Raw genomic sequence first — 17,019 nt, forward strand, 5'->3', positions numbered from 1 at the left:
GGAGTTTAATGCTATGAAATATTCGCTATGTACCATTTCATTTCGTCATCAATTAATTTCATTTACTGATATTGTTCAATTTGCATATGAAAACGGTTTTGAAGGAATTGAATTGTGGGGGACACATGCACAAAATTTATATATACAAGAACGCGAAACGACAGAACGAGAATTGACTTTTCTAAAGGATAAAAACTTAGAAATTACGATGATAAGTGATTACTTAGATATATCATTATCAGTAGATTTTGAAAAAACGATAGAGAAAAGTGAACAACTTGTAGTACTAGCTAATTGGTTTAATACGAATAAAATTCGCACGTTTGCTGGGCAAAAAGGGAGCAAGGACTTCTCGGAACAAGAGAGAAAAGAGTATGTGAAGCGAATACGTAAGATTTGTGATGTGTTTGCTCAGCACAATATGTATGTGCTGTTAGAAACACATCCCAATACACTAACGGACACATTGCCTTCTACTATAGAACTATTAGAAGAAGTAAATCATCCGAATTTAAAAATAAATCTTGATTTTCTTCATATATGGGAGTCTGGCGCAGATCCAATAGACAGTTTCCATCGATTAAAGCCGTGGACACTACATTACCATTTTAAGAATATATCTTCAGCGGATTATTTGCATGTGTTTGAACCTAACAATGTATATGCTGCAGCAGGAAGTCGTATTGGTATGGTTCCGTTATTTGAAGGTATTGTAAATTATGATGAGATTATTCAGGAAGTGAGAGGTACGGATCTTTTTGCTTCCTTAGAATGGTTTGGACATAATGCAAAAGAGATATTAAAAGAAGAAATGAAAGTATTAATAAATAGAAAATTAGAAGTAGTAACTTCGTAATGTGAAATGATGTGAGAGTCTCGTTTTAGAGGCTCTTTTTTTATGGTAAAAAATAACCAAAAATTTCCATGTATTTTAATTTGAATTTAACACAATTTATATATAAATAAGGAGGTGATTGGTAATGGCTAGAAATCGTAATTCTAATCAATTAGCATCACATGGAGCACAAGCAGCTTTAGATCAAATGAAATATGAAATTGCACAAGAGTTTGGTGTACAACTTGGCGCTGATACTTCTTCACGTGCAAACGGTTCTGTAGGCGGTGAAATTACAAAACGCCTTGTAGCGATGGCAGAACAACAACTTGGTGGCGGATATACTCGCTAATTGTAGAAGGTTATAGGAGAAAGGAAGGATTCTTCCTTTCTTTTTTTTTCAATTAATTGGTATGGATATATTGTGAACTGGATTCAAAGAATAGGAATAATACTATAATTTCCCCAATTTCTTTTGTTGTGAATGGGAAGTAGTAAAGATGTAATAGCCCTGGTGGAATGAAAAGTTACGTTCCAGCGGGGCTATTATATGGTAAGAAATATATGATGAAAGGTTTCGAAGCCAACATGTTAAAAAAAGAAAACTGTTGTTTAATTGCGCTTGCATCAGTTCCACTTGTTATGACATTAGGGAATTCAATGCTCATCCCAATTCTGCCGACTATTGAAAAGAAATTACATATTTCATCGTTTCAAGTATCCATGATTATTACAATTTACTCTATCGTAGCCATTCTACTTATACCGATTGCTGGTTATTTATCAGATAGATGGGGACGAAAGATGGTAATGGTTCCGAGTTTGCTGATTGCAGCTATAGGAGGAGCGATAACTGGTTGGGTATCTTGGAAAGTTGATAATCCCTACAATTGGATATTGATTGGTAGAGCGATTCAAGGTATTGGTGCTGCTGGTGCAATGCCAGTTGTTATACCGTGTGTTGGTGATTTATACAAAGACGAAAAACAAGTTAGTACAGGTTTAGGAATCATAGAAACATCCAATACATTTGGGAAAGTGCTGAGCCCTATTTTAGGGTCTGCTCTTGCTGCCGTTGTATGGTTCTTACCATTTTGGGCGATTCCAATTTTATGCGTAGTATCAATTGTTTTATTACTTGTTTTAGTAAAGGCAAAGAAACAAGAAGGAGAAGTACCACCACTTAAAGAGTTTATAAAATCTATTCTGTCTACGTTTCGAGAAAAAGGAAGATGGTTAATTGCCATTTTTGCATTAGGTGCAATTATTATGCTTATTTTATTCGGAATTCTCTTTTATTTGTCGACTATACTGGAATCAAAGTATGACATTCATGGTATATGGAAAGGGTGTGTGCTTGCTATCCCGTTACTTGTACTGTCACTTAGTTCATATATGGCCGGTAAAAAAATTGGAGATAATCAAAATGTTATGAAGAAGTGTATCTATATTGGTTTTTTAATGGCAGCTGCATCAGTCATCATTCCTTTATTTATAAAAGGGATTTATTTACTACTTCTTTGTCTCGTTATTATGGGGATAGGGATTGGTATGCATGCCCATCAACTTAAGAATGGATACAAAATTAACTTTTCTTCATTTGAACTAAAGTCTCCCCAAATGGGGGCAAGTTATTAAAAATAAGCACACGAAATAAACCCTAACGGGTTTCATTTTTTTCTTATGCAGCTTTCTTTTGTTTGCTATATCCACTATACTCATAGATAACACCCATGATATCAAAGACTGTTTTCTTCTCATATCGATGAGATTTCCGTCCGTTTTTCTCTAGAAGGTGGAACAGGCGGGTTAGAAGCTTTGTTATCTCTTGGGTGTTTTCTATGGCTTGATAGAGGAGAAATAGATGATCTTGAATCATTCCAATTGCTTTATATTCACTTAATTCCTTTTGTTTTTTCTGTAACAAAAGTTGACGCATTTTAAACATCGTAGAAGAACATAAAANGCCTTTTTCACCAGCTGTCCATGTGTTTTTCACACTTTGAGCATCTACGATGCAAAAACTCGTCTGCTTCTTCCATCCGTCTTGCTCACGATATGTTTCGACCAATTTTTTTATGCACTTTTTCGAGAAGACTTGTGTCATTCTCCTCTACTTTCCGCCAAATTTGATAGTAGGAATACACGGTTTTCCAGTTTGGAAAGTCACTTGGTAGATGGCGCCATTGGCAGCCTGCTGTGAGCAGGTACAGTACGCCACAGAATACTTCGTATAAATCTACTGTGCGTGGGCGCGTCGTTTTCCGTGCATTTTCTAAATCCTCTCGAATCACTTCAAACTGTTCACGAGTAATATTACTTGTATAATTGTGTATCATGGAAAACATCCTTTTTACATAGATTATACCAAAGATTTCAGACAGGTTCTTATAGTTGCTTAAGAAAGAATAACGTTTTTTTGTACTTGGGGGTAGTAAAAAGTCTTAAGTTGATGGGCATGGGATTGGTATGGCACTCCCATGTTTAGATGCCCTCATTACACAAGGAATTGAAAAGGAGCAAAGGGGAACAGTTACGTCATTTTACAGTTCAATGCGATTTATCGGTGTAGCAGCTGGACCACCTTTATATTCTTTTTTCATGAAAGGGGCGGACCATGAAGTGTTTTATTTGACAAGTATTTTCGCTGCCATTGGTGCTGTCATAGCAATCATTTGGATTAAACCAGCAAAGGATGCAAAGACGTTAAAACAGAAACCAGAGCCTACTTCATAATTTGTAAGAGAATTGCATGATGTTTTGAGTAACATGCAATTCTCTTTCGTTCATTAAGAATAAATAACTTGTTTTAACATATAAAGCGCGACACCCCATATGATGAGACCAGAAAATTTATTTAATAATAAAATTGTCTTTCCGGTTGAGTCTAGTCTTTTTAGAAATTTCCCCGCTAACGCTAAGCTTATAAACCAAATCCAAGAAACGATAATAGTTGCAAGTGTGAAAGCCCATTTTTCACTTCCTATGTATTGAATAGAATTTGTTCCAATTACACCGATTGTGTCTAAAATAGCATGTGGATTTAATAACGAAACGGATGCTGCGAAAAGGATTTGCTTTTTTAAGGGCATACTTTTTTCTTGTTTTACATCGTTGGAAGGGTTACTTCTCCAAATAACAAAGCCCATGTATAGGAGAAAGAAAAATCCAATTATATATAACGAGTTAGTTAGCCAAGAAAAAGTAAGGAGTACAAGGGAGACACCTTGCACTGCAATCAATATGAGTAACGTATCACATATAGAGGCAGTTAATACTACAGGGGCTGCCCTCCAAATGTTTGGTTGGCTCGCACCTTGGTTAAAGACAAAAACATTTTGTACACCTAATGGAATGATAAGTCCAAATGCAAGAATGATACCATGAATAATTGCTTCACTCATCATATTACCTCCTATTTTAATTTATTATGATAGTGTATATTGTATAGAAGAAATGAAAATTTGTATCCATCCATATGGTTGGGGAGGTTACCAACCAAAAAGAATATAAGGTGATATAATGGAAAGATTCGTTTGGAAACCGAATATGTCTCTAGCGACTCCTCTGTATAAACAAATAGAAACGTATATAAAAGAAAGGATCGTTAATGGAGAATGGACCGTTGGAACGAAATTACCTTCACAAAGAGATTTGGCACATACATTTGGTGTGAATCGAAGCACAATTGTAATGGCTTTCGATGAACTAGTTGCAAAGGGATACATAGAAGGGAATGGCAGGAAAGGAACAATTGTTGTAAATAATAATGAGAATGCTTCAACTTACGCACCCCCGCCTAATTGGCAGTCTTATGTAGAAACAGGACTTCATTATCCGAATCTCCCAGCTATTCAGGAGATTAATCAAGCTGAATTTTATCCACATGTAATTCGATTAGGAACAGGTGAGCTCGCGCCGAGTCTCTTACCTGAGAAAAAGATGAAAGAAATTATGAATAAGCTTTTAAAGTCAAATGTGACGCTTGGGTATGAAGAGCCGAAAGGAAATTTTTATTTAAGGGAAAAGATTTCCGAATACTTAAAGGGGCATGGTATATGTGTATCTCCTGACTCTATATTAATTGTTTCAGGAGCAATTCAAGCGCTACAACTTATCTCTATGGGGCTTCTTCCAAAAGGGGCATCCATCTTATTAGAAAAACCATCCTATTTATATTCGCTTAATGTTTTTCAATCCGCAGGAATGCGTTTCATTGGAATACCAATGGATGAGAACGGTTTAAATACATCATATATTACAAAATATAAGAAGCAATTTAATGCATCTATTTTATATACAATCCCGTCTTTTCATAATCCAACGAACTTTAGTATGAATGCGAAGAGACGAATAGAAGTGATGGAAATATGTAATGAAATTGGATTACCTATTATAGAGGACGCAGTGTATCAAGACTTATGGTTTGATGCACCTTGTTCGAAACCTTTAAAAGCCTATGATAAAAATGGAATCGTACTACATATTGCAAGCATGTCCAAAGTAATTAGTCCAGGGTTAAGAATTGGATGGATTGTTGGACCTGAGCCAGTAATTCAAAGATTGTCAGACATAAAAATGCAAACAGATTATGGTTCAAGCACTATATCCCAGCAAATTGCAGCAGAGTGGTTTACAAATGGTCTATATGATGAGCATTTGCGCTTTGTAAGAAGTGAATTGAAAAAACGAAGAGATTTTATGTTACTAATGTTAGATAAATATCTTCGTGAAATAGCAACTTGGCATGAACCAACAGGGGGATTTTATATATGGGTACATATAAAAGTAACCATTTCATATCGCAGTTTATTTGATAAAGCTCTGCAAGAAAAGGTTTTATTAAACCCAGGTACTTTATATGATAGAAGTGCAAATCAATTTTTGCGCCTATCGTATTCATACGCAACGTTAGAAGAAATTGAAATAGGTATAAAAAAACTTGCACAACTAATGAAAAAGTAAGAGGAGAAAGTAATGAAACAATATGTAATTTGCCAAATGATCAATGGAGAAAAATATTTAGCTGCTTATGCGGAGACGAAGCAAGAAGCGATTGAAAAAGCAGAACTGTTAGGATTAAGAACGGGAAATCGTTACATAGTTATTACTGCAGAGGAAGCCGAAGGGTTAACGTATCCTTAAACAATGTACGAGATTATATAATAATAAATAAGTCTAGTAATATAAGAAATTACTAGACTTATTTATTATTAAGTTGTTAAACGTTCTCGTATTTATACGCAAAGTAATAATATTATGAGTCAAGTTGACGAAAAAATCGATTTGTCTTTCGGTCTTGATTTCCTTTTCTATATTCATCGATATATTGCCTAAAGTTCCAAGCTTGTAAAAATTTATTAGCAGAGTTATAACCAGAATTGTAAAGCCATTCTTTTTCTTCCTTTGTCAGTTCAAAATTAGTACTTGTAATCGTTCCTGTTGGAATTGTAATCGTTCTTGCTTTTGATTCCTTATCTAAATGACGTAAATCATGAGCTTGCATCATTGTTTTAAATAGTCCTTTGAACATGGAAATAGGCTCGTTATAGTGAGCAGGATCAGCTTGAATCTCATCTTTTACAAAATGAAATCCGAAAGTCGGCCAGCGAGGAGTGGTAGGTGAATCGAAGATCCAAATTGGATAATTACTTAGAATTCCTCCATCAACCATATAACAAGGCTGCTTCCATTTTGGAGTTCTCCATTTTACGGGTTCAAAGAAGAAGGGGATTGTACTACTCATTCTTACCGCTTTAGCGATAGAGAAGCGATAATTTAAAAATCCGTAGTTTGGTAAGTCGTCAGGAAAGACAACCATTTTACCATTACTAATATCAGAAGCGATGATTTTGAGTTTGTTTAGATCCGGTAAATCAGTAAATAAATGAACACCTTTTTTTCGAAGTAATTCTTCAATCCATTCTTCTATAAATACATTAGAGTATATACCTAGAGTAGTCCATGCACTTAGTCCTTTTCCGATAAAGGGGATTTTGTCAATAAAGGTTTTCTTCGTAAATTTGTTATAATCGATATCAGTTATAATCGTTTTTAGCTCTGAACAAGAATATCCTGCCGCTACAAGTGCCGCGATAATTGCACCAGCTGATGTTCCAGCTACACGTTCCCATTCATAACCTTTTTCGGCTAATGCGCAAATTGCTCCAACATGTGCAATACCGCGTACACCGCCTCCTTCAAAAACACCATCGATCTTCATTAAACATACTTCCTTTCAAATAAAAGATTTGGAAATGGCAAAAAAGCACGTATTGTACGTGCTTTTTTACAATGGTTTTTAAGTTTACTAGCAGCCTACAAAGCCGCCCCAACAGCTAGCTCCGATGATGATTAGAAGGATGAATAAAACGATTAATAAAGCGAAACCTCCGTAACCACAACCACCACAGCTACCGCCGTAACCGTAACCGCCGCAACTATATCCGTAACCCATGTGGAATTCCTCCTTATATTAAAAATAAAAATGAACGAGGGGAAAATGTACTGGAAGAACTAAAGAACTATCGTGTTTGTAGGAACAATGTATAGTATGCTTTTTTAAACTTGTTCGCGTACGAAGGATAAGCCCGTTTTTGGGAGGCTTGTTGATTTTGTAAAGAATGAAGTATAATCTTTGTACTATGATATAAATAAGTATGTAAATGTAAGGAGAATTTATGAATAAAAAAATTGAAGTATTAATTGATAAATATGAACTAACACACTTGAAAGAAGAACTTATTAATACTGTATTTCCTTGTATAAAAGTTGTGCCAAAGCAGCAGGGAACTGTTGCGATAGGTAGTTCGAAAATGGGAGGAGTTCCTGATCTACCAGCTTTATTTGAATATCCAAAGCATAAAGGAAATCCACTACAATTTATCGCGCAATTTAACTTAAGTGATTTACAAAACGTTGGTATGAATCACAATCTTCCTAAGACGGGGATGCTGTATTTCTTTTGCATTGAAAATTATTTTGAAGAAAATGTGAATCTAACAGAAGCTGGGCGTGTACTTTATTATGATGTTCCTGTAGAGCAATTACGAAGAGAAAATGAAATACAAGCGAAATATAACCAGTGTGCAATTACTTTTGAACTGACATACAAATTACCAGAACTTTTCATTGAAGATGAGGCTGATTCAGATCGTTTCTTGCAATTACTTGAAGAGCTAATTCCAGATAACTACGATAACCATCAAATGTTTGGTGAGCCATTCTCTGTACAAGAAGAAGTGTTATATGAGACAGGAGAATATATGGGAGTAGACCCGCAGCAAATGACTCTTTTATTCCAAATTGATTCAGATCATAAAAATTGTAATATGGTTTGGGGAGAACTAGGGATGCTATATTTCTGTATTAGTAATGAAGATTTGAAAAATCAACGTTTTGAAAATACATGCTGTGTATTACAAACATGCTAATGAAAAAAGGTTGTTCTTTTAAAAAGAACAACCTTTTTATGTGAATTAGTTAATATGCATAATCTCATATGACCTATACGAAAAAGTATTGTATACTCTGAAACTATACGATACTTTTTCGTATAGTTATAGAATATAAGGAGTGACAAGATGGGAAAGACAAGTAAGTATGTGACAGCTGCCGCACTTTGTTCAACTATAGTAATGGGAGGCTTGCAAGCGTCATCTGTATCTTATGCAGCTACAAATCCGACTACAGTGACAGCACAATCAGATGTAAAGTTATTAGATGATTTCAGAAAAGAATTAAAAAAACAGATTGATAATCGAGAAGAAAATATTACAATCACATATAAAACAAAAGATAGAAATGCTAGAAATATTATGGATCAATTGTATGGTGAGTTTAATAAAATTGTAGATGCTGATGAGTATGTAAAATATAATGTAGCGTCTACTAGATATTCTATTAAAGGAATGCCAGGGGACTATACGTTTACACTGCAAGTAAAATACCGTGAATCAAAAGAACAAACTCAATATGTAAAAGCTCAGGCGAAATCAATTGTTGGATCAATTGTAAAACCAGGGATGGATGAGCATGAGAAAGTAAAAGCTATTCACGATTACGTTGTTAAGCATGTGTCTTATGATACGTCTTATCAAGCGTATACAGCATATGAAGCATTAGCGAATCGTTCTGCCGTTTGCCAAGGATATACATTATTAACGTATGAGTTGTTAAAAGAGGCAGGTATTCAAAACCATATTGTAACAGGCACAGGAAACGGACAAGCTCACGCGCGGAATTTAGTGAACATTGAAAACAAATGGTATCACCTAGATACTACATTTGATGATCCAGTACCAGATAAAGCAGGGCGTGTAACTTACTCATATTTTAACATGTCTGACGAACAGTTAAGTAAAGATCACGACTGGGATCGTAGTAAATATCCAGCAGCAACTACAAGTTATTTTGGTGAATTAACAAACAAAATAAAAGCTGGTAGCTCAAAAACTGTCGTATATGAGCAGATGTTAAAAGAAACAAATTTACAATACTTATCTGCAGAATACGGAGCAGAAAATTATAATGAATTTAAGCAAAAGTTGCAGCAACAGTTTGCAGCCAAACCAGAAAAAGTAGAAGTGCGATATAAGCAGTCCATGGATGGGACGATGCAAGATATAAAGAAAGTATTAAATGAAATAAATTGGCCAAAAGGTGCAAAGCGTGTGTCTTATCAAGTAGCGCCTTATAGTGCATTGGCGGGTTATTCATTAGCGACAATTACATTTACGTATTAAGCAATGGGAAAAAGCACCTGTAAAAGGTGCTTTTTTTATTGATTGATTGATTACTTTTGAATATTAAGAATTATGTGATAAAATAAAAGGATAAGGATGTGAATGTGGAATGAACTTGTTCGAAAGCGACATTTTTACATTGATATATACTTGTTTAGTAATCGGACTTATCGTTTTGTTTTTCATATCATTTACTTTGTTTATTAGAAGAGTATTACAAAGCAGTGCTGCAAAGAAACGCCACGTGATTAATATGAACCAGAAGCTAGATCGAATCATTGAATTGCTTGAAAAAGATAAGAAATAGCGATAGAAGAGGTATGAAAAGGGGAATGAGAATGGCGAATTATATAAAAGAATTACGTGAAAAAGTAGGACATGATTATGTTTTCTTAAACTTTGCCGGTGGTTGTGTATTTAATAAAGAAGGAGAAGTATTACTGCAAAAAAGAGGAGACTTTAACGCTTGGGGCTTTCCAGGTGGTGCAATGGAGATAGGAGAATCAGCTGCGGAAACTGCAATCTGGGAAATAAAAGAAGAAACCGGGTATGATGTAGAAATAAATGAGCTTATTGGAGTGTATACAAAATATTTTCAATCATATCCAAATGGAGACAAGGCCCAGTCAATTGTGATGTTCTTTTCATTCTCAATAGTTGGAGGTGACAAAAAAGTAGATGGTGATGAAACGTTGGATTTGAAGTTTTTCCCGTTAGACGACATGCCACCGTTATTTTGTAAACAACATGAAGATTGCCTGCAAGATTTATTGGAGAAAAGAGTAGGGGTATATCGTTAACATATAAAAAAGAAGCTAAATGAAGATTAGCTTCTTTTTTATGTTTAATTTATTTCCACCAATCATCAAACATTGACGCTGGTACTTGTCTTTTATGCTCACTCACTGTGTAACGTTTTTCAATTTTCTCTGCAACGTCAGCTGGAACTGCTTTACCTTCTAAATAATCATCTAATTGATCATAAGTAATACCTAACTCTGTTTCATCAGCTTGACCTGGTTTTTCATCTAATAAATCAGCTGTTGGCATTTTTAAGTACAGTCGCTCGTCTGCGCCTAACTCTTGTAATAATGCACGTCCTTGGCGCTTCGTTAATCCCGTTAATGGTAATAAATCTGCACCACCATCTCCGAATTTTGTAAAGAACCCTGTTACAGCTTCTGCAGCGTGATCTGTTCCGATAACAAGTAGCCCTTTTTGTCCACCAATTGCATATTGAGTAACCATACGGATACGTGCTTTCACGTTACCTTTATTGAAATCTGTTAATGATTCACCCAATAAGTTTTCATATTGATTTGAAAAAGCATCAACAGTTGAAGCAATATCAAATGCAACAGATTGATCTGCTTGAATGAATTGTAATGCTAATTGTGCATCATCTTCATCTTTTTGTACTTTATAAGGAAGACGCACGGCGATAAACGTTGCATTACCACCTTCGTTACGAATTTCTTCAACTGCAAGTTGTGCTAAGCGTCCTGCTAATGTAGAGTCTTGTCCGCCGCTAATACCAAGTACAAATCCTTTTGCACCTGTTTTTTTTACATAATCCTTTAGGAAATCAACTCGTTTACGAATTTCAACTTTTGGATCAATTACAGGCTGAACATGTAATGCTTTCATAATCTGTTCTTGTAATGTCATTATGTTTTCCTCCTATTCATATTAAAGCGGTAAATAAGTTTATATGTATAATGGTACATACTTCTATCCTTTATTATTTCGCAAAACTAACGAATATACAATAGGATGTGTGTATGAATATGAATGTAGTCATTATAAATAAAGTGCTACGTATAAGCAATTTTTTTAAACCTTTCAAAAATGTAAGGTTTTTGTCATTTGAATCGATGGAAGGTATTTCCGCACTTTACTAATATAAAAACATAGATAGTAGAAGGGCGGAGAAGTAATATGAACATTAGAGAACTAGCATATCGGAATGTAACCCGAAATAGACGGACATACTCAGCCTATTTTTTGAGTAGTGCATTTGCAATTATGGCCTTTTTTGTGTATTCATTTTTTGCGTTTCATCCGGCATTAAGTGCAGGAGAATTAGGTCAGTACGTATTCGTAAGTATGTCTTTTGCACAGTCTATTATTTACTTATTTACATTCTTCTTTATTTTATATTCGATGGGAATGTTTTTAAAAACGAGAAAGCGTGAACTAGGAATTTTAATGATGCTAGGTATGACGAAATATCAATTAAAGCGTCTGATCTTTTTTGAAAATATTATGATTGGAATAGGGGCAATTATTTTTGGTATTCTTTCAGGTATGTTATTTTCAGGGGTATTACTATTTGTCGCTCCGATGATATTGAAACTAGATATCTCCTTATCCTATTACATACCGATGAAAGCAATTGTTGTAACGGGTATTATGTTTTTTATTTTATTTATGATCATATCATTGTTTAGTGCAGGAATGATTCGTAAAAATAAGATTATGAAGTTGTTTAGAGGATCAGCAGAGGCGAAACCGGAACCGAAAGCATCAATCATTTCTTCAATATTAGCAGTAGTATTGCTTAGTGCTGGCTATGTAGGAGCTCTTCTATCACATGGAGCAATGGTATTTATTATGATGATTCCTGTTACAACGGTAGTTATTATCGGGACGTATTTGTTGTACAAGCAGCTGAGTGTCTTTATTATTCGATTATGTAAAAAAAGTAAACGTTTCTATTGGACACAGACTAATATTATTACGTTATCAGATTTAGCGTATCGTATGAGAGATAACGCAAGAATGTTCTTTATTGTAACCATTATTTCTACTGTAGCATTTTCCGCAATAGGGACATTAGTAGGCTTCGCATCCATGACGAAAGGGATAATGGAGAGACCAATTGCGTTTCATTACCATTCTAAGCAAGGGAATAGTAACGAATCACAACATATACAAATGATTGACAAAGGATTAAAGAAACATAATATAGCAGCTTCAAAAACTAATATTTCGACAAAGAAAACGGAGGAACAGTCGTTAAGAAGCGCCACTTTTATAAAAGAATCAGATTATAAGGAATATGCAAAGTTAACAGAAGAACCATTTAATACTGTAGCAAATAAAGAGGTTGTATTTTTGTCAGCTGATATACCAGGGCCAGCGATGAAAGAAAGAAAAGAAATTACTTTACCCAATATGAATGAAAGTTTAAAGGTGAAAAAAGTTACTTCATCTTCATTGGGGAAAATATTAAGAGGAAATGTTTATGTAATCTCTAATAATCAATATGATTCATTACAAGATGGATTTATAGAGACAAAAGATTATATGTATAAAACTGAAAGAACGAAAGATGAGATTGAAATTGGTAAAGAGCTTACGCATCAAATTAAACCGTATCAAGAACAGTCAACGTTTAGTGCGGAAGAGTACGAACAAAACCAAAGTTTACAAATTGCAGGACCGATTTTATTTGTAGGTTTCTTTATTGGTATAGTATTTTTCGTTTGCGCAGGAAGTTTCCTTTACTTCCGTTTATTCTCCGATTTGGAGGATGATGTTCGCTTGTTCGAAATGATTCGAAAAGTTGGATTGACGAGTAGGGAATTATCGAAGGTAGTTACAATTCGATTGGCGCTTTTATTCTTCGTTCCAATTGGTGTTGCAACATTACATGGGGCAGTAGCCTTAACGGCGTTAGGGCAAATGTTTGAGTACTCATTGTTTAAAGAAAATACAGTTGTATTAAGTATTTTCATAGGTATTCAAGTTGTATACTTCTTACTTATAAGATCCCGTTATGTAAAACAATTGAAAGAGAGATTATGTATGCATTAAATGTGTTTTTTTAACTCGAGTACAAAATTTTCTAAAAAGAGGCAAGTATTGCCAAAAAGTGATAAAATGGAAAAAGCGAGGTGAAAAAAATTAATAAAGAGAAAGGGGGGAGAAATATGAAAGCAACAGGAGTTATTCGAAAAGTAGACGAATTAGGACGAATTGTTATCCCTAAAGAATTACGCGATGTATTGGGAATACAAATCAAATCACCGCTTGAAATTTTTGTAGAAGCAGATAAAATCATTTTACAAAAATATCAACCTTACAATGCTTGCCAAATCACAGGTGATGTTTCAGAGCAGAACATATCATTAGCAAATGGAAATATTACTGTTGGGATAGAGGGAGCGGAATATTTAGTAAAAGAAATAGAAAAGTTTTTAAACAAGAGTGAGGTTTAGTCTTAATTTATATTATTTTTCAAATTACATATCATTCTTTTAAAAGACTGTAAGAGGACCATTAATTGGTCCTTTTATTTTGGTTATTAGTTGAATGACCCAGGCTGTTATTTCCTATAAATCATAGGGGAAATACAAAAGTAGTATAGAGTTAGTAAATGATGTTGAGAAATATTTGAAAAGAAGGAAAACAAAAAGAATAAAACGAATGTTACATTTACACGTATTCAAAAGTGGTCTGAAATGAAAATAATACATTTTCAGGAGGGATTACGATGAGTAGTACAGTGAATAAACAAAAAGGTATACAATTGATTCCATTTACCGTAAATAAGGTTGTAGAACAAGTAAATGAAATTCCACCAGGTGTACAACTGATTCACGCTCCGCAAGTATGGGAAAAGAGTGTGAAGGGGCAAGATGTAGTCGTTGCCGTATTAGATACAGGGTGTGATACTAATCATATAGATTTAAAAGATCGTATTATCGGCGGAAGAAATTTCACAAAAGATTATGAAGCTGATCCAAATGTGTATCTTGATAATAACGGACATGGTACTCATGTCGCGGGGACGATTGCAGCAACTGAAAATGGTGTCGGTGTATTAGGAGTTGCACCGCTTGCTAAAATGTTAGTATTAAAAGTTTTAGCGGGAGATGGTTCTGGAAGTTACGAGCAAATTATTGAGGCAATTCATTATGCTGTAAATTGGAGAGGGCCGAATCAAGAGAAAGTGAGAATTATTTCAATGTCACTTGGTGGTCCGCAAGATGTTCCAGAATTACATGAAGCAATTCAAAAGGCGGTAAAGCAGGATGTTCTCGTTGTATGTGCTGCTGGGAATAATGGAGATTGTAATGATAATACAGAGGAACTAGATTACCCAGGTGCTTACTCGGAAGTAATTGAAGTCGGCGCTGTCAATTTAGAACGGAAAATCACATGTTTTAGTAATTCAAATCAAGAAATTGATCTAGTAGCGCCAGGTGATGAAATATTATCTACGTATCCAGATGGGAAATATGCAGTGTTAAGTGGAACTTCCATGGCGACGCCGCATGTTGCTGGAGCGCTTGCCTTGCTCATTAAACAGTGTGAGAAAGAATACGGTCGAAAGTTATCAGAGCCGGAAATATATGCACAACTTATTAAAAGAACTGTACCTTTAGGGTATGAACGTACATCCGAAGGTAATGGATTATTAGATTTATTAAAAGAATAGAGAATACTAAAAAAACATTTCATATTCATATGAAATGTTTTTTTAGTATGGTTCTGTCGCATATAATACTTCCCTATTTAAAGAGTCTTATTTTTGTTGAATACTTTTTCTTTGTTTTATTTTTTGTGACAGGAATTTTGTTTGTATTAATGATGAGGCACTTACAAAACATATCTAGTGCAGCAAGAGGAACAGGAGCCGCGCTTGCAAATGCTTCTATGTATATTGGTCAAATGATTGGTGCGGCAATAGCAGGAATGTTATTTGCAGTATCTCACAATTTTATACTTATAGGTAGTTTTACTGCGTTACTATATATAGGAGCTTTATTTTTGTTTAGAAAAAGTGAAAAACTTACTGAAAATAGTGAAACAGGAATTGCATCATAAAGCTTGTATAAATATTTCGCAAATCAGAATTAATAAGAGTGTGAATACATGAATGTGCTTTTAATTAAAGTAGTTACTAAAAGTATAGAAATAGTAGAAGAAATGTATTGTAACAAAGTTATGAGGAATCAAAAAATAAAAATCCCTATAAAGATAGGGATTTATATATCGGCATATAGTTCCTTGGAAAAGGATATATTTAGTTTAGCATATCGGACTACTTATATTTGTGAAATAGATGTGAAAGTAATGTGAAAAATGCCGAAGGAAAAAACTATTTAAATAGAGGGCAATTTAGATGGGGATATGGATTTTACATAAATGTTGTGTTATATTTCTACTTATCTGTTAATAATTACATATTTTAATTTTATTAGGGATAAAAGGGAGAGGTTTAAATGCAATGGTATTTGAAAGCTCTAAAGAATTATGGGAATTTTAGTGGTAGAGCTACGCGAAAAGAGTACTGGATTTTTAGTTTATCCAATATCGTAATTTTTTGGCTACTGTTATTTTTATCATCATTTTCAGAGGTGTTAGTTGCTATTATTGCGTTGCTATTTATGTTAGTAATGATTATACCAAGTTTTTCGGTTGGTGCACGACGATTACATGATATTGGGAAAACGGGATGGTGGCAACTATTAAATTTTGTACCGTTTGGTAGCGTTGTTTTACTTGTATTTTTTATCATTGAAAGTGAAGAAAATGACAATCAATACGGACCAAATCCGCATTCAGATTTAAAAGAAGCGATTTAATAAACTTATTTAGTTTGTAGCATTACTAGTTCAATTATTTTATCTATTATTAAAATGGTTTGCGTGGGCTAATATTATTAGGTTGATCTTTAGGTCTAGATGACTTTTGAAACTGTAAAAATGGAAAGATAAAGGCGGAGAGAATATAGCATGGAAAGAAAAAAATTCTAAATAAAAAGCACTGTTTTAGCTAATGTAGCTAAAACAGTGCTTTTCTCTTTGATTGAACAGTTGCAGCATTTTCATCATGTATACCTGCATCTTTAATAATTCGTTGTTTTGCTTTATTTAATAGATGGTTTACTGCTTCACCAAAATAGTTAGCTTCGCTTTTTGTGCGGGCTTCTCGTAAACATTTATAGTTTTCTAGCAGTTCCTCTTTTTCGGAGTTTGTTAAGAAATCTTCTATTTTCTTTTTTGTCATACGAAACACCCTTTCTCCTGACAAACGACGCAATAGAAAATATTTATTTCTCATTGAGGGTGTTGCAAAACTAAAATAAACATGCAATGTTATGAATCAGAAAAACTAGCTGAACATGCAATAGATAGCGATTTTGACCATACCAACGTGGCTGTTCCAACCCTTTATCTTTGAGTTTACTAAACTGTTGTTCAATTTTCCTACGTTCTTTCATCAATTGTTTACCAAAGATAGTTTGTATAAAATGAGATAATACACGACGATGTGTACTCTTATTTTGTTCACCATTCCTAGGATTGATTGGATTCATGGCAAAGATGTTACATGTTCGTGCAATTTCATAAATACGTTGACTATCGTAAGCAGCATCTGCAACGGAAAATAACACATTTTGATCTTTTATATCCTGAAGCAATACAG

General features: G+C 34.3%; 19 protein-coding genes and 5 pseudogenes. 16 read left to right on the plus strand and 8 right to left on the minus strand.

The genetic code is table 11. The features are described from left to right. The first annotated feature begins 13 nt into the window (after positions 1-13). The 3 genes and pseudogenes from V6946_RS10030 to V6946_RS10040 all read left to right on the plus strand — a co-directional run. A complete protein-coding gene (locus V6946_RS10030; protein ID WP_006917207.1) occupies positions 14-856 on the plus strand; it encodes a sugar phosphate isomerase/epimerase in 843 nt (280 codons plus the stop codon). Between the two features lie 124 nt (positions 857-980). Then, positions 981-1,187 (plus strand): alpha/beta-type small acid-soluble spore protein, encoded by a 207-nt coding sequence (locus tag V6946_RS10035; protein ID WP_000113545.1) that lies wholly within the window; start codon positions 981-983, stop codon positions 1,185-1,187. 236 nt (positions 1,188-1,423) lie between these two features. After that, a pseudogene (locus V6946_RS10040) lies at positions 1,424-2,389 on the plus strand (MFS transporter); the annotation flags it as partial. A 127-nt stretch (positions 2,390-2,516) separates the two neighbouring features. Here the strand turns inward: V6946_RS10040 and V6946_RS10045 are convergent. Together V6946_RS10045 and V6946_RS10050 are read right to left on the minus strand one after the other, a co-directional pair. Then, positions 2,517-2,798, minus strand: a pseudogene (locus V6946_RS10045) (IS4 family transposase); the annotation flags it as partial. A 3-nt stretch (positions 2,799-2,801) separates the two neighbouring features. Then, positions 2,802-3,174: pseudogene (locus V6946_RS10050) on the minus strand (transposase); the annotation flags it as partial. Positions 3,175-3,289: 115 nt separating this feature from the next. Between V6946_RS10050 and V6946_RS10055 the strand changes: the two are divergent. Next, positions 3,290-3,571 (plus strand): annotated as a pseudogene (locus tag V6946_RS10055) (MFS transporter); the annotation flags it as partial. Positions 3,572-3,624: 53 nt separating this feature from the next. Here the strand turns inward: V6946_RS10055 and V6946_RS10060 are convergent. Further along, on the minus strand, positions 3,625-4,239 hold the full coding sequence (locus V6946_RS10060) for a LysE/ArgO family amino acid transporter (RefSeq protein ID WP_001287303.1): 615 nt from the start codon (positions 4,237-4,239) through the stop codon (positions 3,625-3,627). Positions 4,240-4,357: 118 nt separating this feature from the next. On the opposite strand from V6946_RS10060, the gene V6946_RS10065 reads away from it, so the two are divergent. Together V6946_RS10065 and V6946_RS10070 are read left to right on the plus strand one after the other, a co-directional pair. Then, complete coding sequence (locus V6946_RS10065; RefSeq protein WP_006917169.1) at positions 4,358-5,800, plus strand: PLP-dependent aminotransferase family protein; 1,443 nt, start codon at positions 4,358-4,360, stop codon at positions 5,798-5,800. A 12-nt stretch (positions 5,801-5,812) separates the two neighbouring features. Then, positions 5,813-5,980, plus strand: a complete 168-nt coding sequence (locus V6946_RS10070; RefSeq protein WP_000816389.1) for a DUF3933 family protein — start codon at positions 5,813-5,815, stop codon at positions 5,978-5,980. A gap of 112 nt (positions 5,981-6,092) precedes the next feature. On the opposite strand, the gene V6946_RS10075 is transcribed toward V6946_RS10070, so the two are convergent. Together V6946_RS10075 and V6946_RS10080 are read right to left on the minus strand one after the other, a co-directional pair. Continuing rightward, positions 6,093-7,058, minus strand: a complete 966-nt coding sequence (locus tag V6946_RS10075; RefSeq protein WP_000686794.1) for a patatin-like phospholipase family protein — start codon at positions 7,056-7,058, stop codon at positions 6,093-6,095. Positions 7,059-7,145: 87 nt separating this feature from the next. Next, positions 7,146-7,292: a YjcZ family sporulation protein gene (locus V6946_RS10080; RefSeq protein WP_000540425.1), complete on the minus strand. Its 147-nt coding sequence runs from the start codon at positions 7,290-7,292 to the stop codon at positions 7,146-7,148. A 223-nt stretch (positions 7,293-7,515) separates the two neighbouring features. Between V6946_RS10080 and V6946_RS10085 the strand changes: the two genes are divergently transcribed. From V6946_RS10085 to V6946_RS10100, 4 genes are all read left to right on the plus strand, one after another. After that, a complete protein-coding gene (locus tag V6946_RS10085; RefSeq protein ID WP_001034846.1) occupies positions 7,516-8,268 on the plus strand; it encodes a YwqG family protein in 753 nt (250 codons plus the stop codon). 150 nt (positions 8,269-8,418) lie between these two features. Beyond that, positions 8,419-9,579, plus strand: a complete 1,161-nt coding sequence (locus tag V6946_RS10090) for a transglutaminase domain-containing protein (protein WP_366982309.1) — start codon at positions 8,419-8,421, stop codon at positions 9,577-9,579. Positions 9,580-9,688: 109 nt separating this feature from the next. Then, positions 9,689-9,886 (plus strand): DUF4083 domain-containing protein, encoded by a 198-nt coding sequence (locus V6946_RS10095; RefSeq protein WP_006929550.1) that lies wholly within the window; start codon positions 9,689-9,691, stop codon positions 9,884-9,886. 31 nt (positions 9,887-9,917) lie between these two features. Continuing rightward, a complete protein-coding gene (locus V6946_RS10100) occupies positions 9,918-10,379 on the plus strand; it encodes an NUDIX hydrolase (RefSeq protein ID WP_366982308.1) in 462 nt (153 codons plus the stop codon). Between the two features lie 49 nt (positions 10,380-10,428). Here V6946_RS10100 and nadE read toward each other — a convergent pair whose 3' ends face one another. Next, positions 10,429-11,247, minus strand: coding sequence for an ammonia-dependent NAD(+) synthetase (gene nadE / locus V6946_RS10105; RefSeq protein WP_000174901.1), 819 nt, complete (start codon positions 11,245-11,247; stop codon positions 10,429-10,431). A gap of 270 nt (positions 11,248-11,517) precedes the next feature. Between nadE and V6946_RS10110 the strand changes: the two genes are divergently transcribed. The 6 genes and pseudogenes from V6946_RS10110 (at position 11,518) to V6946_RS10135 (ending at position 16,175) form a co-directional block, all read left to right on the plus strand. Beyond that, the gene (locus V6946_RS10110) at positions 11,518-13,398 is read left to right on the plus strand and encodes an FtsX-like permease family protein (RefSeq protein WP_006929553.1); all 1,881 of its coding nucleotides are present in this window, start codon (positions 11,518-11,520) and stop codon (positions 13,396-13,398) included. Positions 13,399-13,514: 116 nt separating this feature from the next. Continuing rightward, the gene (locus V6946_RS10115; protein WP_000648324.1) at positions 13,515-13,802 is read left to right on the plus strand and encodes an AbrB/MazE/SpoVT family DNA-binding domain-containing protein; all 288 of its coding nucleotides are present in this window, start codon (positions 13,515-13,517) and stop codon (positions 13,800-13,802) included. A 275-nt stretch (positions 13,803-14,077) separates the two neighbouring features. After that, complete coding sequence (locus V6946_RS10120) at positions 14,078-15,025, plus strand: serine protease (protein ID WP_006928047.1); 948 nt, start codon at positions 14,078-14,080, stop codon at positions 15,023-15,025. Between the two features lie 68 nt (positions 15,026-15,093). Then, positions 15,094-15,414: pseudogene (locus tag V6946_RS10125) on the plus strand (MFS transporter permease); the annotation flags it as partial. Positions 15,415-15,462: 48 nt separating this feature from the next. Continuing rightward, positions 15,463-15,669, plus strand: a complete 207-nt coding sequence (locus V6946_RS10130; protein WP_033692892.1) for a hypothetical protein — start codon at positions 15,463-15,465, stop codon at positions 15,667-15,669. A 143-nt stretch (positions 15,670-15,812) separates the two neighbouring features. Beyond that, positions 15,813-16,175 carry a DUF805 domain-containing protein gene (locus V6946_RS10135; protein ID WP_001198796.1) on the plus strand — a complete coding sequence of 121 codons (363 nt, stop codon included), beginning with the start codon at positions 15,813-15,815 and terminating at the stop codon, positions 16,173-16,175. A gap of 199 nt (positions 16,176-16,374) precedes the next feature. Here the strand turns inward: V6946_RS10135 and V6946_RS10140 are convergent, their stop codons facing one another. Together V6946_RS10140 and V6946_RS10145 are read right to left on the minus strand one after the other, a co-directional pair. Then, complete coding sequence (locus V6946_RS10140) at positions 16,375-16,599, minus strand: hypothetical protein (protein WP_000162602.1); 225 nt, start codon at positions 16,597-16,599, stop codon at positions 16,375-16,377. Positions 16,600-16,669: 70 nt separating this feature from the next. After that, positions 16,670-17,019 (minus strand): transposase (locus tag V6946_RS10145; protein WP_406622056.1); only part of this gene is annotated, 350 nt, incomplete at its 5' end.

Origin of the sequence: Bacillus sp. PPSBB_2 (assembly GCF_045291115.1) — a bacterium.
Lineage (GTDB): Bacteria > Bacillota > Bacilli > Bacillales > Bacillaceae_G > Bacillus_A > Bacillus_A cereus.

Bases quoted from the DNA above. Each gene is read 5' to 3' on its own strand.
- V6946_RS10030 (WP_006917207.1), top strand. From the start codon at position 14: ATGAAATATTCGCTATGTACCATTTCATTTCGTCATCAATTAATTTCA.
- V6946_RS10035 (WP_000113545.1), top strand. From the start codon at position 981: ATGGCTAGAAATCGTAATTCTAATCAATTAGCATCACATGGAGCACAA.
- V6946_RS10060 (WP_001287303.1), bottom strand. From the start codon at position 4,239: ATGAGTGAAGCAATTATTCATGGTATCATTCTTGCATTTGGACTTATC.
- V6946_RS10065 (WP_006917169.1), top strand. From the start codon at position 4,358: ATGGAAAGATTCGTTTGGAAACCGAATATGTCTCTAGCGACTCCTCTG.
- V6946_RS10070 (WP_000816389.1), top strand. From the start codon at position 5,813: ATGAAACAATATGTAATTTGCCAAATGATCAATGGAGAAAAATATTTA.
- V6946_RS10075 (WP_000686794.1), bottom strand. From the start codon at position 7,058: ATGAAGATCGATGGTGTTTTTGAAGGAGGCGGTGTACGCGGTATTGCA.
- V6946_RS10080 (WP_000540425.1), bottom strand. From the start codon at position 7,292: ATGGGTTACGGATATAGTTGCGGCGGTTACGGTTACGGCGGTAGCTGT.
- V6946_RS10085 (WP_001034846.1), top strand. From the start codon at position 7,516: ATGAATAAAAAAATTGAAGTATTAATTGATAAATATGAACTAACACAC.
- V6946_RS10090 (WP_366982309.1), top strand. From the start codon at position 8,419: ATGGGAAAGACAAGTAAGTATGTGACAGCTGCCGCACTTTGTTCAACT.
- V6946_RS10095 (WP_006929550.1), top strand. From the start codon at position 9,689: ATGAACTTGTTCGAAAGCGACATTTTTACATTGATATATACTTGTTTA.
- V6946_RS10100 (WP_366982308.1), top strand. From the start codon at position 9,918: ATGGCGAATTATATAAAAGAATTACGTGAAAAAGTAGGACATGATTAT.
- nadE (WP_000174901.1), bottom strand. From the start codon at position 11,247: ATGACATTACAAGAACAGATTATGAAAGCATTACATGTTCAGCCTGTA.
- V6946_RS10110 (WP_006929553.1), top strand. From the start codon at position 11,518: ATGAACATTAGAGAACTAGCATATCGGAATGTAACCCGAAATAGACGG.
- V6946_RS10115 (WP_000648324.1), top strand. From the start codon at position 13,515: ATGAAAGCAACAGGAGTTATTCGAAAAGTAGACGAATTAGGACGAATT.
- V6946_RS10120 (WP_006928047.1), top strand. From the start codon at position 14,078: ATGAGTAGTACAGTGAATAAACAAAAAGGTATACAATTGATTCCATTT.
- V6946_RS10130 (WP_033692892.1), top strand. From the start codon at position 15,463: ATGAATGTGCTTTTAATTAAAGTAGTTACTAAAAGTATAGAAATAGTA.
- V6946_RS10135 (WP_001198796.1), top strand. From the start codon at position 15,813: ATGCAATGGTATTTGAAAGCTCTAAAGAATTATGGGAATTTTAGTGGT.
- V6946_RS10140 (WP_000162602.1), bottom strand. From the start codon at position 16,599: ATGACAAAAAAGAAAATAGAAGATTTCTTAACAAACTCCGAAAAAGAG.